The organism is Halarchaeum sp. CBA1220 (genome assembly GCF_003721175.2).
Classification (GTDB): domain Archaea; phylum Halobacteriota; class Halobacteria; order Halobacteriales; family Halobacteriaceae; genus Halarchaeum; species Halarchaeum grantii.
This window is the reverse complement of record NZ_CP054707.1, coordinates 282,955-297,596: the sequence shown is the minus strand read 5'-3', so window position 1 is coordinate 297,596 and position 14,642 is coordinate 282,955. Positions and strand designations below refer to the sequence as shown.

The window sequence follows — 14,642 nt, the reverse complement described above, 5'->3', positions numbered from 1 at the left end:
AAATAGCTACGTGCGGCTCAGAAGACGAACGGGTCGCTGCAGTCGACGACGACGCCGTGCGTCGGGCAGACGTACTTGCAGTGGCGCTTGTACATCGGCCGCTCGCACAGCGGACACGGCCGGCCGCCGCGTTCGCCGCCGCCCCCAGCGTCGTCGGCGTCGCCCGTATCCGCGCCGCGCTCGCCGTCGGCGTCGCTCATGGTCGGACACTCACGGCTCGCGCGTATGAGCGTTGCGCGTCGCGAGAAGAACGCAGAGAGAGAAACGCGGTGTGTGTCGCTACGCTACGAGCACTCGGACCAGCCGCAGGACTGGCAGGTCTTGCAGCCCTCGGAGTAGTAGAGGTCCATCGCGCCGCAGTCGGGACACTCGGGGCTCTCGCCGGCCGCGAGGAGGTCCGAGGTCGCGTCGTCACCGGACGCGTCGGTCGGCTGGCCGTCGCCCTCGCCGGGCGCGGCGACGTCCCCGCCGACGTCGACGTTCGGGTTGGCGGCGTCGCCGACGTCGATACCGGCGCCGTCCGTCTCGACGGCCTCCGTCTCGGCGTCCTCGACGTCCTCGTCGGTGAGCTCGGTGAGGTTCTGCTGCTTGGGCACCTGCTTGTCGATCTCGCCGTCGAGGTAGCGGCGCATCGCCGTCCCGATGGCGTCCGGGATGGAGTTGATCTGCTCGCCCTTGTCCCACGCGACCTTCGGCGAGCGGATGCCCTGCAGTTCGCTCGCGATCTCCTCGGGGTCGACGCCGGCGCGCAGCGCCGTCGAGACCGTCTTCGCGAGCGACTCCGTGAAGGAGGCCGTGAAGCCACCGGAGTTGCCGATGTTCGCGAAAAGCTCGAACGGCCGGCCGTTCTCGTCCTCGTTGATGTTCACGTAGAGCTTCCCGTAGCCCGTGTCGATGCGCTGAGTGACGCCGTAGAGGACGTCCGGGCGCGGGCGCTTCTGCGCGCCGGAGGGCGCGACGTCGATGTCGACGAGTTCGTCGGCGTCCTCGCCGACGGCGTCGCGGACCGACTCGTTCTCGAGGAAGCCCTCGAGGTCGCCGAACGTCTCCTGGATGCTCTCCAGCATCGCCTCGGCGGCCTCGTCCTCTTCCATGTCGGAGAACTCGGAGTTCTCGGCGCGCGTCGTGAGCACCTGCTTGTTCCGGGTACCGTCGCGGTAGACGGTGACGCCCTTCCCGCCGTGCTCGTAGATGTACTCGTAGACCTCGCGCATGTCCTCGACGGACGCGGAGTTCGGGAAGTTGCAGGTCTTCGAGATGGCGGAGTCGACGCCGTCCTGGCACGCGCACTGGACGGCGGCGTGCTGCTTCCCGGAGAGGTCGGCGGTGACGACGAAGAGCTCGCCGATGGCGTTCGGGACCGTCGTGAGGCCGGTGACGCCGTCGAACTCGTTGCTCGCCATCTGCTCCTGGGCCTCCTCCTTGACGGCCTCGACGTCGATGTCGTTGGCCTCGAGGGTGCGCAGGAAGTAGTCGTCGAACTCGACGAGCATCTCGTCGCCCTGCACGTCGTCGGAGACGTTCTTGTAGTAGGCGACGTTGTAGATGGGCTCACAGCCACCCGTGGTGTTGCCGACCATGCTCGTGGTGCCGGTCGGCGCGATGGTGGTCGTGTTGTGGTTGCGGATGGGGTAGCCGTCCGCCCACTCCTCCGCGCTCTCGCCGGTGTGGTGCTCGAACCACTCGGCGTACTCCGTCGGGTTCGCGTACTTCGACTTGTCCCACTCGTCGAAGGAGCCGCGCTCCTCCGCGAGCTCGTGCGAGGCCGTCTTCGAGCCGTGGTTGATGTGCTGCATCACCTGACTCGCGACCTCGTTCGCGGGCTCGTCGCCGTACGGCATTCCGAGCTGGACGTAGAGCTGCGCGAGGCCCATGATGCCGAGGCCGATCTTGCGCATCTCGGCGACCTTCTCCTCGATCTCGGGCACGGGGAAGTCCGACATCGTGACGACGTTCTCGAGGAACCGCGTGCCGGTCTCGATGCGGTAGTCGAACTCCTCCATGTCGAGGGCCTCCTCGAGGAAGCGGCTGATGCCCTCCTCGAGCGTGTCGTACTCGTGCTCCTCGCTCCAGACGCGCCAGTCGGGCGCGTCCTCGGCGACGACCGTCGAGAGGTTGATGTGCCCGAGGTTACAGGCCTCGTACTCCTCGAGGGGCTGCTCGCCGCAGGGGTTCGTCGCGAGCATCCGGTGGTCGGGGTGCTCCTCGACGTCGAAGGAGTGCTCGTCGTTCGCGCGCTCGAGGTAGATGACGCCGGGTTCGCCGTTCTCGTGGGCGCCCTCGACGATTCGCTCCCAGAGGAGCTCCGCGGGGATGGAGAACTCCTCGCCGACCTCGACGTGCTCCGCGAGGTCGTAGCGCTCGTACATCTCCTTCGTCTCCTCGGTGGCGATGTGGGGCTCGCCCGTCCGCGGGTTCGTGAAGGTGTACTCCTCGCCGTTCTGGAGGGCCTCCATGAAGTCGTTCGTGACGCCGACGGAGATGTTGAAGTTCGAGAGGTGGCCCTCGACGGCGTTCCGGAGGTGCTTGGGGACCTTGCCGTCCTCGTCGATGAGCTCGCGGGCCTCCTCGAGGGCCTCGCTGAACGTCGTGTACGTGTAGTCGTCGGGGTCGTTCAGCTTCAGGCAGTGCGCGAGGGAGACGTCCTTGTTCTTCGCGTGGATGAACTCGATGACGTCCGGGTGGCTGATGCGCATGACGCCCATCTGGGCGCCGCGCCGCGTCCCGCCCTGCGCGATGGTCTCGCACATCTGGTCGAACGTCCGCATGAACGTGATGGGGCCGGAGGCGATGCCGCCGGTGGAGCCGACGGGGTCGCCGAACGGCCGGAGCTGCCAGAAGGCGTAGCCCATTCCGCCGCCGGACTGGAAGACCTCCGCCGCTTCCTTCGCGGTCTGGTGGATGTCGGTGAGGTCGTCGGCGGGGGAGTCGACGAAGCAGGCGGAGAGCTGCTGGAGCTCGTCGCCGGCGTTCATGAGGGTGGGGGAGTTCGGCATGAACGCGAGACGGCTCATCAGCGACTCGAAGCGCTCGGCGGTGTCCTCGACGTGCGCGCGGACCTCGTCGGGGAGCTCGGGGACGACGGTGTCGTAGGCGAACTTGTTGACGTTCTCCTCGTCGAGTTCGGTCTCGACGTCGTCGTCGGCCGTCGTGCCCTCGCCGAAGACCTCGGCGGCGAGTTCGTCGCGGCGCGGGTGGTCGGGCTTCAGCTGGTCGGGGGAGACGAGAACCTCGACGCCCTGGTTCTCCGCCTCGTAGACGGCCTCCGCGAGCGCGATGTTCTTCGCGACGCGCTCGAAGAGGTCCTCTTGGTCCTCGATCAGCTCGCCGTCGGCGTTCTGTCGGAGGTAGCGCGCCGGCAGGATGTTGTTGTAGGCGTTCGCGGTCATGCGCTCCTCGAGCGTGTCGCCGTCGACGCGCTTGATCGGGAGCGTGATCTCGTCCGCGCTCAGATCGTTCGAACTCATGCGGCGGCCCTCCGTGCTGTCGGTGACGTACAAGTGGGTTTCAGGGTCATGGATGATGGGTGGAAAGGGTCGTTCGGAGACGACCAATCGTTACTGGCGGGTCGGTCATAGTACTTCCGTTCACGGCGACGAGGCCGTGAACTAGTGTCTATCACACCGACCACGCGGGTAGTACGTCGCTACTCTCGCGGGGACAATAACGTCTCGCAAAGCGACCTGAAAGTGGACGGCAAAACGAGCGTGACGCCGTGCCCGCTGTCGGTTTTCAGTTTCGCAACTCGGGCCGCCGACCCGGAACGCCGAGGGCGTCGAACCGGTCGCCGCCACGACTATGGCCGTCGGCCGCGACGCTATCCGTATGCCCCACACGGCATCCGCACTCCCGCTCGCGTTCGGCATCCCCGGCGGCCAACTCGGCGCGCTCCTCGTCGCGCTGATCGCGGCGCTCGTCGTCGTGCTCGTCGGGAAGTTCGTCCTGAACGTCGCGTGGAAGCTCCTCGTGCTCGCCGTCGTCGTCATCGGCGCGCTCTGGGTCGTGACGACGGTCCTGGCCTAGACGGTCTCGAGGAAGTTCGAGACGACGTCGTGGCCGACCCCGGTGAGGACGCTCTCCGGGTGGAACTGCACGCACTCGATGGGGTGCTCGCGGTGGCGAATCCCCATCGGGAGCGTCTCGCCGTCGTGCTCCGTCGTCGCCGTGACCTCGAAGCAGTCCGGAATCGCCGTGCAGACGAGGGAGTGATAGCGCCCCGCCTGGAAGCCCTGCTCGAGGCCGCGATAGACGCCGCGGCCGTCGTGCTCAATCGGGTAGGCCTTCCCGTGGATGGGCTCGGGCGCGTGCCCGACCGTCCCGCCGTACTCGTAGGCCGCCGCCTCCATCCCGAGGCAGACGCCGAGCGTCGGCACCTCGTGGCTCAAGCCCGTGAGGACGGCCGCCGTGACGCCCACGTCGCGCGCGTTCTTCGGGTGGCCGGGGCCGGGCGAGATGACGAGCGCGTCCGGCTCCTCGGCCTCGATCTCCGCGACGGACGCCGTGTTCTTCAGCACCGCCGTCTCCACGCCCGGGTGCTCGCTCACGTACTCCACGAGGTTGTACGTGAACGAGTCGAAGTTGTCGACGAAGACGACCTTCATCGCTCTCCCTCCGCGTCTCCGTCCGCGAGCCGCGTGATCTCGTCGAGCGCGTCGAGGACGCCGCCCATCTTCTTCTCCGTCTCCTCGTACTCGCTCGTCGGGTCGGAGTCCGCGACGACGCCCGCGCCCGCCCGGACGCGAACGACGTCCGCGCCCGCCTCGCCCGCGCCGTGGTGGACCGTCGCGGTGCGGATGCAGATCGCGACGTCCGCGTCGCCCGTCCACGAGACGTACCCCACCCCGCCGCCGTAGATTCTGCGCGGTGTTCGCTCGAGCTCGTCGATGAGCTCCATCGCGCGCACCTTCGGCGCGCCCGAAAGCGTCCCCGCCGGGAACGACGCGCGAACCGCGTCGAAGGCGTCCATCCCCTCGCGCAGGCGCCCCGTCACCGTCGACTCGATGTGCTGGACGTGGCTGTACTTGAGGACGCGCATGAACTCCGGGACCCTGACGGACCCCGCCTCGCTCACCCGCCGGACGTCGTTGCGCGCGAGGTCGACGAGCATCGTGTGCTCCGCGCGCTCCTTCTCGTCCGCGAGCATCTCGCCGGCGAGCCGGCGGTCCTCGACGGGGCTCGTCCCGCGTGGACACGTTCCCGCGATGGGGTTGTTGAGGACTTCCCGTCCGTGAACGCTCACGAGCGTCTCCGGGCTCGCGCCGACGACCGTCCGCTCGTCGTGCTTCAGGACGTACATGTACGGCGAGGGGTTGATCTCGCGCAGCGCCGCGTAGAGCCCGAGCGGGTCGAGGTCGCCCTCGAGCTCGCGCGTCCGCGAGATGACGCCCTGATAGATCTCGCCGTCGAGCACCGCGTCCTTCGCGCGCTCGACCGCGTCCTCGTACTCGTCCTGCGGGCCGGCGCGCGTCGCCGTCCGCTCGAAGCCACCGGTGTCGGGGTCGCTCGCGTCCGCGAGCGCGGCCTCGACGCGCTCGGCCTCCGCGACGAGGTCGTCGTAGACCGCGCCGGCGTCGTCCGCGTCGGGGTCGACGACGGGCGTGCAGACGAGCGAGAGCGTCCCCGTCGCGCGGTCGAAGCGCAGGACGGCCGTGTTCAGGAGGAACTCCGCGTCCGGCAGAGCGGTCTCCGGGCGCTCGACGCCGACCTCCTCGAGCCAGAGGTCGTAGACGGCGTCGTAGGCGACGAACCCGACGAGTCCGCCGTCGAGGAGCTGGCGCTCGCTCTCCGGGAAGCCCCGCCGCTCGACCGACGGGAGCGACCCGCGAAGCTGGTCGAGGACGTCGCCGTCGCCCGGCGCCACCGAGCGGGCGGCGCGGGTATCCGAGAGGCGCTCCACGCTCGCCCCCTCCGGCGTCGCGCGCACCACCGCGTCCGGGTCGTAGCCGACGAAGGAGTAGCGCGCGTGGCGCTCGCCCGCCGCGTCGCGGGGTCGGAACGCCCCGCCGGGGTCGGAGGCCGCCGTCTTCTCGGCGGACTCGAGGAGGAAGGCGTAGTCGCCGTCCGCGAGCGCCGCGTACGCCGCGAGCGGCGAGACGTCCGCGTCCAGCGTGGCTTCGGCGTAGACGACGCCGGGGCCGTCGCCGGCCGCGCGCTCGACGAACGCCTCGCGCGTCACGTCGAACCCCATCAGGGCGACACCTCCGGTTCGTCGTCGGTGTCGAACGCGCGCGTCGCATTCGCCACGAACGACCGCACGGCGTCGTGGTCCTTCACGCCACCTGCGGACTCGACGCCGGACGCGACGTCCACCGCGTACGGCTCCACCGTCCGCACCGCCTCCGCGACGTTCGCGGGGGTGAGGCCGCCCGCGAGGACGACCGGGGCGTCGAGGTCGGCGGCGAGGTCGCGCGTCGCCGTCCAGTCGTGGGTCCGACCCGTGCCGCCAGCACCGGACGCGTCCGTCGAGTCCACGAGGAGGGCGTCCGCGACGCCGTCGTAGTCGCGCGCCACCTCGGGGTCGTCCGCGTCCACGGTCTTCACCACGCGCGCGTCCAGTACGCTCGCGAGGCTCGCCACTCGTTCTGCGGGGAGGTCGCCGTGGAGCTGGACGGCGTCGGTCCCCACGGCGTCGTGGAGCGTCGGCACCGCGTCCGGGTCGGCCATCGTCACGAGCACCGTCGAGACGAACGGCGGCGCGGCCGCCACGAGGTCGGCCGCGCGCTCGACCGACACCTCGCGCGGCGTCTCCACCGGCACGTCCACGATGAACCCGAGGGCGTCCGCACCCGCTTCGACGGCGGCGGCGACGTCCTCGGCGCTCGTCAGCCCGCAGACCTTCGTTCGCGCCGCCGTCATCGCTCGCCTTCGTCGCAGAGGTCGGCGAGCTTCGCGGCGGCCGCGCCGGAGTCGATGGCGTCGCGGGCGGCCTCGACGCCGGCTTCGAGCGACTCGGCTTCGCCGGCGACGTAGACGGCCGCGCCCGCGTTCGCGAGGATGACGTCGCGCTTCGCGCCGGTCACCTCCCCCTCGACGATGCCGCGTAAGTCGGCGGCGTTCGCCTCGGGCGTGCCGCCCGCGATGGCGTCGATGGGCGAGCGCTCCAGGCCGAGGTCGGCGGGCGTGAGCGTGTACTCCTCGACGTCGTCGCCGTGGACCTCCGCGACGACCGTCTCGTCGTGGACTGTGATCTCGTCGAGGCCGCTCCCGTGCACGACGAGGGCGTCCTCGACGGGCATCTCCGTGAGCGCCTCCGCGATGACCGGGACGAGGTCGGGGTCGTAGACGCCGAGGACCTGTGCGTCCGCGCCCGCCGGGTTCGTGAGCGGCCCGAGGACGTTGAAGATGGTGCGCATCCCGAGTTCGCGGCGCGGGCCGATGACGGCCTTCATCGCGGGGTGGAACGCGGGCGCGTGCATGTACCCGATGCCGAACTCCTCGATGTGGGACTCGACGGCCGCCGGGGAGCTGTCGAGGTCGACGCCGACCTCCTCGAGGACGTCGGAGCTGCCCGAGGAGGAGGAGACGGAGTAGTTGCCGTGCTTGGCGACGGGAACGTCGGCGGCGGCGACGACGATGGCGGACGTCGTGGAGACGTTGATGGTGTTGTAGTCGTCGCCGCCCGTCCCGCAGGTGTCGACGAGCGGGCTCCGGTCGGGGTCGATGGTGATGGCGGCGTCGCGCATCCCCTGCGCGAAGCCCGCGATCTCGGCCTCGGTCTCGCCCTTCGCGCGGAGCGCGGCGAGCAGCGCGCCGATCTGCGCCTCCGTCGCGCCCTCGAAGACGGCGGTGGCGGCCTCGCGCGCTTCGGCGACCGTCAAGTCCTCTCCCTCGGTGACGCGTTCGATGTAGTCCTGCATGGTGGGGCACCGGTGTACGAATTCGGCTTATGATGTACAAGTCTGTACACCACTATAAGCCTGTCGTGGACTCGCCGGATGGGAGTCGTTCACGGGGAAACACCCGGTTCGAAACCTTCAACTATACCCCCGGACTACGAAGAGATGCGTTCGGAGGAGCGCGCCACCGAGGGTTGGTGGTCTAGTCAGGCTATGACACCTCCTTGACATGGAGGAGGCCGGCGGTTCAAATCCGCCCCAACCCACTCCCGCCGTTTTCGTTTCTCACGGAACTAACCCCAGAGCAGTGCTGGGATTTCGTCCGGACGCCGTTTTTCACGCGACGACGAGCGGAGTCCCCGCGATATCTTCGACTGTCCGGTAGCTGATGGCTGTTCGGTCATCGATTCCCCCTCCCACCGGCGGTTCCGTGATACCGACAGTTCCGTGATGGCGACTGCTCCGTGCTCCACTCCCCCGTGTCGCTCGACGCGACGTGCCGTCAGAGAGCGGCCGACGCGGGACACACACCACCGTCGCGAGTGTAACGGGAACGGAGTGGGGTCCCCCGAGGAAGCCGGCGATGTCGGGGTCTACTGAACCCGATAGCTACTTGTCGGTGCTGTTCGTCAAAGTCCACTAGCCTACCTTCGGCTACTGTGGAGAACGCTCCTTCGTTCTCCGGCAGTCGTCGCCGTGTTCTCTGCCGGGTGGTTCACGCGGCCTCACCAACGCCGCGTGGCGTTCCTCCCCCTCCCTCTCGTGCCGTTACATTCGCGACGGTGGTGTGGGTGTGCGCGGCTATTCGGCCACGATGGCGACTCCGCTCCCCATTCACTCTCCTCATTACTACCTCTACCCGCCACGTATCGGACATTTACATTCGCGACGCCACTCCGGTTGTCCGAGTCCGGAGTATCGGCGTGCCGCACGCTCACATACACTCGCGAGTGCGGTGTCCTTCGCCACGGTTCTCGAATCCGCCTCTCGGGCCGTCTCCGGGTCTCCGCGACGGTCTTACATCCGCGACGGAGGTCCGCTAGCCTTATTCGTTCCCTCGGCGAACGGGGGGTATCCCGCATGGACTCGCGACGTGACGAGCGCGACCCGCTCTTTCGCTACGAGGAGCCGATCTTCGCCCGGGAGGAACTCCTCAAGATCAGCCACGTGCCCGAACCCGACCGCATCGTCGGGCGCGACCAGCACATGCAGCGCGTCGCCGAAGCGCTCAACCCCGCCGTCTTCGGGCGCGAACCCGACGACTTGCTCGTCTTCGGGAAGACCGGTACCGGGAAGTCGCTCACCACGCGCAGCGTCACCGACCGCGTCGTCGTCGAGGCCGAACGCGACGACCACGTCGTCCACTCCGCCTTCATCGACTGCGGCGAGCAGAACACCGAGACAGCCGTCGTGAAGAACATCGCGAAAGCGATCAACGACCCCGAACTGTCCGAGACCACCGTCCCCGAGCGCGGCCTCGGCACCGGCGACTACTACAACCGCCTCTGGACCATCCTCGAGTCCTGTACGGACGTCGCCATCGTCATCCTCGACGAAATCGACCTCCTCGAAGACGACGAGGTCCTCCGCAAACTCTCGCGCGCCGGCGAGAACCGCAACCTCGCCGACGCCGCCCTCGGAATCGTCGGCATCTCGAACAAGATCGACTTCCCGAGCGACCTCGGTGAGCGCGTGAAGTCGAGCTTCAGCCCCGACGACATCGTCTTCCAGCCCTACGACGCCGACCAGCTCGTCGACATCCTCGAACACCGCCGCGACGCCTTCCACGACGGCGTCCTCGAGGACGGCGTCATCAACCTCACCGCCGCCCTCGCCGCGCGCGAGCACGGCGACGCGCGCAAAGCCATCGACATCCTGCGCAACGCCGGGAGCATCGCGACGAACGCGGGTGACGAACGCGTCACCGAGACGCACGTCCGTCGCGCGAAGGAGAAGACGGAGGCCGACCGCTTCGCCGAACTCATCGACGGCGCGCCCATCCAGACGAAGGTCATCCTCGCGGCGCTCACGCGCCTCAGCGCGACCCACGCGGACGACGAGTTCGCGACCAAGCGCGTCTTCTCCGCGTACACGCGACTCGCGGACGAACTCGACTTGGAGCGCCTCTCCGAGCGCCGCGTCACCGAGATACTCAAAGAGCAGGACTTCCTGAACGTCATCCGGAGCGAGAAACACAGTCGCGGGCGCGGGCGCGGGGTCTTCTCGAAACACCGCCTCCTCGAGGACCCGGACGTCGTCCGCCGCGTCATCTCGCGCGACGACGCCCTCACGCCCGTCCTGTAGTCGCCCCTTCGCCGCGTCCACGAGACCGGTCGCACCCGCTTCCCGTCCGCACGCACCGCCCGCTACGCGTCGCGGTCGACGCCGCAGTCGGGGCAGGTCTCGTCGGCGTGCGTCAGCGGCGCGTCGCACGCCGGACAGAATTCACGATAGCAGACACGTTCGCCCATGTGTATTAATACCACGTATTGGGTCAAATGCCTTGTGGGAGTCTGTCCCTGCCCTGAGCGGTCGAATACCCCGATTCTCACTCGGACTGTCCCTGCAATAATCTTTTAGACCCTACCCGGCCAACGTTCGGGGTACATGGACATCTCCGATATCGCGACTCAGGACTACGTCGAGGTCGACGCCGAGGAACGCCTCGGGAAAGTCCGCTCGCTCTTCGAGAAGTCGAACCCGAAGGGCGTCATCGTCACCCGCGCCGGCGGCGCCGAGTACGTCGGCGTCATCACGCAGAAGCAACTCCTCAGCTCCCACATCGAGGAGAACACGCGTGCGGCCTCCATCGCGAACCCCGAGGGGAACGCCCCCAAGCTCACGCGAACCGAGGACGTCCGGGACGCCGCCCGGAAGCTCGTCGAAGGCGGCTCGAAGGTCGCACCCGTCTTCGAGGCCGACCAGCTCTGGGGCGTACTCACCGAGGACGACATCCTCGAGGCCGTCCTCGACAACCTCGACGCGCTCACCGTCTCCGACATCTACACCGAGGACGTCATCACCGTCGGCGAGGACGACAACGTCGGCGTCGTCATCAACCGCCTGCGCGAGCGCGGCGTCTCCCGGCTGCCCGTCCTCGACGACGACGGCGACCTCACCGGCGTCGTCACCACGTACGACCTCGTGGAGTTCGTCACGCGCGACATCGAGAAGACGACGCGCGGCGACCGACGCGGCGAAATCGAGCGCATGCTCGACCTCCCGGTCTACGACGTGATGTCGAGCCCCGTCCAGACGACGACGCCCGAGACGGCCGTCGAGGACGCCGTCCGCGTCATGCTCGAGAACGACTACGCGGGCCTCATCGTCACGCCCGCCGGTGACGCCACGACGGTCGTCGGCGTCATCACGAAGACCGACGTGCTCCGCGCGCTCTCCTACACCGAGGAGGAGCACATGGACGTCCAGATCACGAACATCGACCTCCTCGACACCATCTCCCGCGAGGACGTCCGCGACGGCATCGAGAAGGTCGCCGGCAAGTACTCGAAGATGTCCGTCCAGCACGCGCACGTCCGCTTCCACGAGCACAAGGAGCGCCTGCGCGGCACGCCGCTCATCCAGTGCCAGATCCGCCTGCGCACCAACAAGGGCCAGGCCGCCGGCACCGGCGAGGGCTACGGCGCGGACAACGCCTTCTACATGGCGCTCGACACGCTCGAGCGGAACGTCCTCGAGAAGAAGGGCATCCAGTCCGACGAGGAATACCAGGGCCAGCTCCTCCGCAAGCTCGGCGAACTCTAAGTCGGCCCTCGACCGTTCCCGCTTTTTCGACGCGGCTCGGACACTTCGCTAGACGCCCGTGCCGTCGCTCGCCGCCTCGATGCCCGCGTCCGTGATCGAGAAGCGCGCGCGCTCCCCGGTCGGCTTCGCGCGGTGCTTCTCGAGGACCGCGCGCCGGGCGTCGCCCCGGAAGCGCTCCAAGCGGACGACCGTCGCCGTCCAGTGCTCGAGCGTCTGCCCGCCGAGCGGTCGCGTCCGCTCGGCCTCCGGGTCCGTGTACACCTGGTTCGTCACGAGCACCGCGAGGTCGTGTCGCCGCGCCAGCGAGAGGAGGTGCGTCACCTGCCGGGCGACGTCGCGGAGCGCCTCGCCGTCCTCGCCGCCCTCCTCGGTTCGACGCAAGCGGTAGAACCCCGTCGCGGAGTCGAGGACGATGAGGTCCGCGCGCTCCGCGAACCCCTCGGTGTCCTTCACGGCCTCGGCCTGCTCGTCGAAGTCGTACGCTTCGCTGACGACGATGCGCTCGGCGGCCCGGTCGGGGTCGTCCGCGACCGCCGAGAGCACCTGCTGGAAGCGCTCGGCCGAGAGGCCCTCCGTGTCCACGTAGACGACGGTCATGCCTGCGGCGGCGGCGTGCGCGGCCGTCGAGAGCGCGACGTTCGTCTTCCCCGCACCCGGCGGCCCGTACACCTGCGTGACCGCGCCGCGCTCGACGCCGCCGCCGAGGAGCGCGTCCAGCGGCGCACACCCCGTCGTCAGTGGTTCCATCGCTCGCTCGTAGTGTTGCTCGCCGGAAAAACACCCCGGTACCCCGGTAGGCTTTTTTCGCTCCGCTGTCCGACTACGGGACAGTGATCGTCGTCGCCACCGAGGACTTCGAAGTGTACCACGAGGTCGTCGGCGAACTCCGCGACCGCGGGGCCGCCTTCACCACCGTCGAACCCGGGGCCGCCCTCCCCGAGGACGCGGACGTGGTCATCGCCGGCCCCGACGACGACCTCTCGGTCGCCGTCGACGTCGTCGTCGCCGACCCCGAGGACCCGCGCGCCGCCGTCGAGGAGGCCCTCACGCTCCTGCGCGGGCACGGCGGCCGCACCGTCGTCGGCGTCGACCCCGGCCCGCGTCCCGGCATCGCCGTCCTCTCGGGCGACCTCGTCGTCGCCGTCTTCCACGTCCCCGTCAAGGACGCGGCGGCCGTCGTCCGCGAGGAGGTCGCCGAGGACCCCGACCCGCTCGTTCGCGTCGGCGACGGCGCGCGCATCCACGGCGCGCGCATCATCGACGGTCTCGACGACGTCACCGTCGAACTCGTCGACGAGACCGGCACCACGCCCTACCTCGGACGCGGCGCGCGCGGGATGGACGACGTGCTCGCCGCCGTCAACATCGCGCGCTTGGAGGGCGAGGTCGTCGGCGAGCACACCGTCGAACCGACGGCGGGCGAACTCGACGTCATCAAGCAGCGCTCGCGGGAGCGCTCCGCGCAGAACCGCACCATCACCGAGGAACTCGCGCGCCGCGTGGCGGCGGGCGAACTCACCATCGACGAAGCGCTCGAGCGCCACCGCGAGGAGTAGCTACCGCACGGCCTCGACGGCGCGACGCAGCACCTCGCGCACCGGGAGACCGGTCTCCCTCGCGACCGCGTGCGCGTCGTCGTACTCCGCGCTGTAATCGTACACCTCGCCGTCGGCGTCGCTCGCGACCTTCACCGACACCGCGTACGTCTCGCCGTCGATGTCGAGGTCGGCCGTCTCGAAGGTACGCTCGGCGATCCAGCGGTGGCGCGCGCTCGACTCGCGGATCCCGAGCGTTCCCGTCTCCTCGGCGAGGCGGCGCGCGACGCGCGAGGCGTCCGCCGGCTTCGCCACGACCTTCACGAGGTGGCCGGGCCGGGACTTCTTCATCGTCACCGGCAACACGGAGACGTCGCGTGCGCCCGCGTCGGCGAGCGTCTCCTGCAACCCGCCCAGCACTTCGGGCGTCGCGTCGTCGAGGTTCGTCTCCAGCACCACGACGTCGTCGCGGACGAGGCCGCTCTCGTCGGCGTGTCCCGCGCGTGTCGCGTCCCCCGCACGCGCATCCGCGTCCGCCCTCTCCGCGCCGAGCGCCGCGCGCAGGACGTTCGGGCGCTCCGGGAGGTCCTTCGTCCCCGCGCCGTAGCCCGAGGCGTCCACCCGCAGTGCCGGCGTCTCGTCCACGCCCTCGGCGAGGTGTGCGAGCAGCGCCGCACCCGTCGGCGTGAGGAGTTCGGTGTCGACGGGACCCCCGACGAGGCGCCAGCCCGCGCGCTCGGCGAGTTCGACGACGGCGGGCGCGGGCACCGGGTAGACGCCGTGGCTCATCTCGACCTCGCCGCCACCGGCGAAGACCGGCGTCGTCACGACGCGCTCCGGGTCGAGGTCGGCAAGGAGGAGGCAGACGCCGACGACGTCCGCGATGGCGTCGTCCGCGCCGACCTCGTGGAAATGCGTCGCCTCGAGGTCCGTGCCGTGGACGGCGGCCTCCGCGCGCCCGAGCAACTCGAACGTCGCGAGCGCGTCCGCCTCGACGGGGTCGGGCAGCTCCATCGCCTCGACGACCTCGACAACCTCCGCGTAGCTCCGGCTCGGGCCGTGGCCCTCGGCGCCGCCGTGGTCGTGGCCCTCCTCGTCGTGCGAGTGGTCGTCGCCGTCGTGCGAGTGGTGGTGCCCCTCGCCGTCGCCGTGTGCGTGGTCGTGGCCCCCGTCGTCGTGGTCGCGCGGGCGTCCGTCCTCGGACGCCTCCCCGTGGCGCACCGTCACCTTCGTCGCGCTGACGCCGCGCCGCGTCACCTCCCGAACGTCGTACGTCACGTCGAGGGCGTCCTCGACGGGCGCGAGGACGGCGGGGTCGGCGCCGACGGCGACGAGCGCGCCGAGCAGCATGTCGCCGCTCGCGCCCGTCCGACCGTCGAAAGCGAGCGTGGTCATAGTTCGAGGAGGGGGCGCGGCGGCGAAAAACGTGGCCATCCGAGCGCCATCGACACCGGCCGGAATCCGTTCGAGCGTCAGCGATATGTACGAGGGTGTGATACTGCAACAC

12 protein-coding genes and 1 tRNA gene are annotated in these 14,642 nt (G+C 69.5%); 5 read left to right on the top strand and 8 right to left on the bottom strand.

Features of this window, described 5'->3' with window-relative positions; genetic code table 11:
* Positions 1-17: 17 nt before the first annotated feature.
* Positions 18-200: an HVO_2523 family zinc finger protein gene (locus tag EFA46_RS16375; protein WP_123075395.1), complete on the bottom strand. Its 183-nt coding sequence runs from the start codon at positions 198-200 to the stop codon at positions 18-20.
* Between the two features lie 84 nt (positions 201-284).
* The gene (locus tag EFA46_RS01570; protein WP_123077333.1) at positions 285-3,467 is read right to left on the bottom strand and encodes an adenosylcobalamin-dependent ribonucleoside-diphosphate reductase; all 3,183 of its coding nucleotides are present in this window, start codon (positions 3,465-3,467) and stop codon (positions 285-287) included.
* A 358-nt stretch (positions 3,468-3,825) separates the two neighbouring features.
* On the opposite strand from EFA46_RS01570, the gene EFA46_RS01565 reads away from it, so the two are divergent.
* Positions 3,826-4,023, top strand: coding sequence for a hypothetical protein (locus tag EFA46_RS01565; RefSeq protein WP_123075396.1), 198 nt, complete (start codon positions 3,826-3,828; stop codon positions 4,021-4,023).
* On the opposite strand, the gene trpG is transcribed toward EFA46_RS01565, so the two are convergent.
* Genes trpG through trpD form a run of 4 tightly spaced genes read right to left on the bottom strand, consistent with a single transcriptional unit; the run spans position 4,020 to position 7,856 of the window.
* Positions 4,020-4,601 carry an anthranilate synthase component II gene (gene trpG, locus EFA46_RS01560; RefSeq protein WP_123075398.1) on the bottom strand — a complete coding sequence of 194 codons (582 nt, stop codon included), beginning with the start codon at positions 4,599-4,601 and terminating at the stop codon, positions 4,020-4,022. The two genes, EFA46_RS01565 and trpG, sit on opposite strands and share 4 nt — an antisense overlap.
* Complete coding sequence (gene trpE, locus EFA46_RS01555; protein WP_123075400.1) at positions 4,598-6,187, bottom strand: anthranilate synthase component I; 1,590 nt, start codon at positions 6,185-6,187, stop codon at positions 4,598-4,600. The genes trpG and trpE overlap by 4 nt, the downstream gene beginning before the upstream one ends.
* A complete protein-coding gene (locus EFA46_RS01550; RefSeq protein ID WP_123075402.1) occupies positions 6,187-6,855 on the bottom strand; it encodes a phosphoribosylanthranilate isomerase in 669 nt (222 codons plus the stop codon). Before EFA46_RS01550 ends, trpE begins: the two co-directional genes overlap by 1 nt.
* Positions 6,852-7,856: an anthranilate phosphoribosyltransferase gene (gene trpD / locus EFA46_RS01545; RefSeq protein ID WP_123075404.1), complete on the bottom strand. Its 1,005-nt coding sequence runs from the start codon at positions 7,854-7,856 to the stop codon at positions 6,852-6,854. Before trpD ends, EFA46_RS01550 begins: the two co-directional genes overlap by 4 nt.
* 170 nt (positions 7,857-8,026) lie before the next feature.
* On the opposite strand from trpD, the gene EFA46_RS01540 reads away from it, so the two are divergent.
* From EFA46_RS01540 to EFA46_RS01530, 3 genes are all read left to right on the top strand, one after another.
* Positions 8,027-8,101, top strand: a tRNA-Val gene (locus EFA46_RS01540).
* Positions 8,102-8,915: 814 nt separating this feature from the next.
* Positions 8,916-10,139, top strand: a complete 1,224-nt coding sequence (locus tag EFA46_RS01535; RefSeq protein ID WP_123075406.1) for a Cdc6/Cdc18 family protein — start codon at positions 8,916-8,918, stop codon at positions 10,137-10,139.
* Positions 10,140-10,442: 303 nt separating this feature from the next.
* Positions 10,443-11,600, top strand: a complete 1,158-nt coding sequence (locus tag EFA46_RS01530) for a CBS domain-containing protein (protein ID WP_123075408.1) — start codon at positions 10,443-10,445, stop codon at positions 11,598-11,600.
* Positions 11,601-11,648: 48 nt separating this feature from the next.
* Here EFA46_RS01530 and radB read toward each other — a convergent pair whose 3' ends face one another.
* Positions 11,649-12,347 carry a DNA repair and recombination protein RadB gene (gene radB, locus EFA46_RS01525; protein ID WP_123075410.1) on the bottom strand — a complete coding sequence of 233 codons (699 nt, stop codon included), beginning with the start codon at positions 12,345-12,347 and terminating at the stop codon, positions 11,649-11,651.
* An 83-nt stretch (positions 12,348-12,430) separates the two neighbouring features.
* On the opposite strand from radB, the gene EFA46_RS01520 reads away from it, so the two are divergent.
* Entirely contained in the window at positions 12,431-13,156 is a 726-nt protein-coding gene (locus tag EFA46_RS01520) for a hypothetical protein (RefSeq protein ID WP_123075412.1), read from the top strand.
* Here EFA46_RS01520 and larC read toward each other — a convergent pair whose 3' ends face one another.
* Positions 13,157-14,530 (bottom strand): nickel pincer cofactor biosynthesis protein LarC, encoded by a 1,374-nt coding sequence (gene larC / locus EFA46_RS01515; RefSeq protein ID WP_123075414.1) that lies wholly within the window; start codon positions 14,528-14,530, stop codon positions 13,157-13,159.
* Positions 14,531-14,642: the final 112 nt, after the last annotated feature.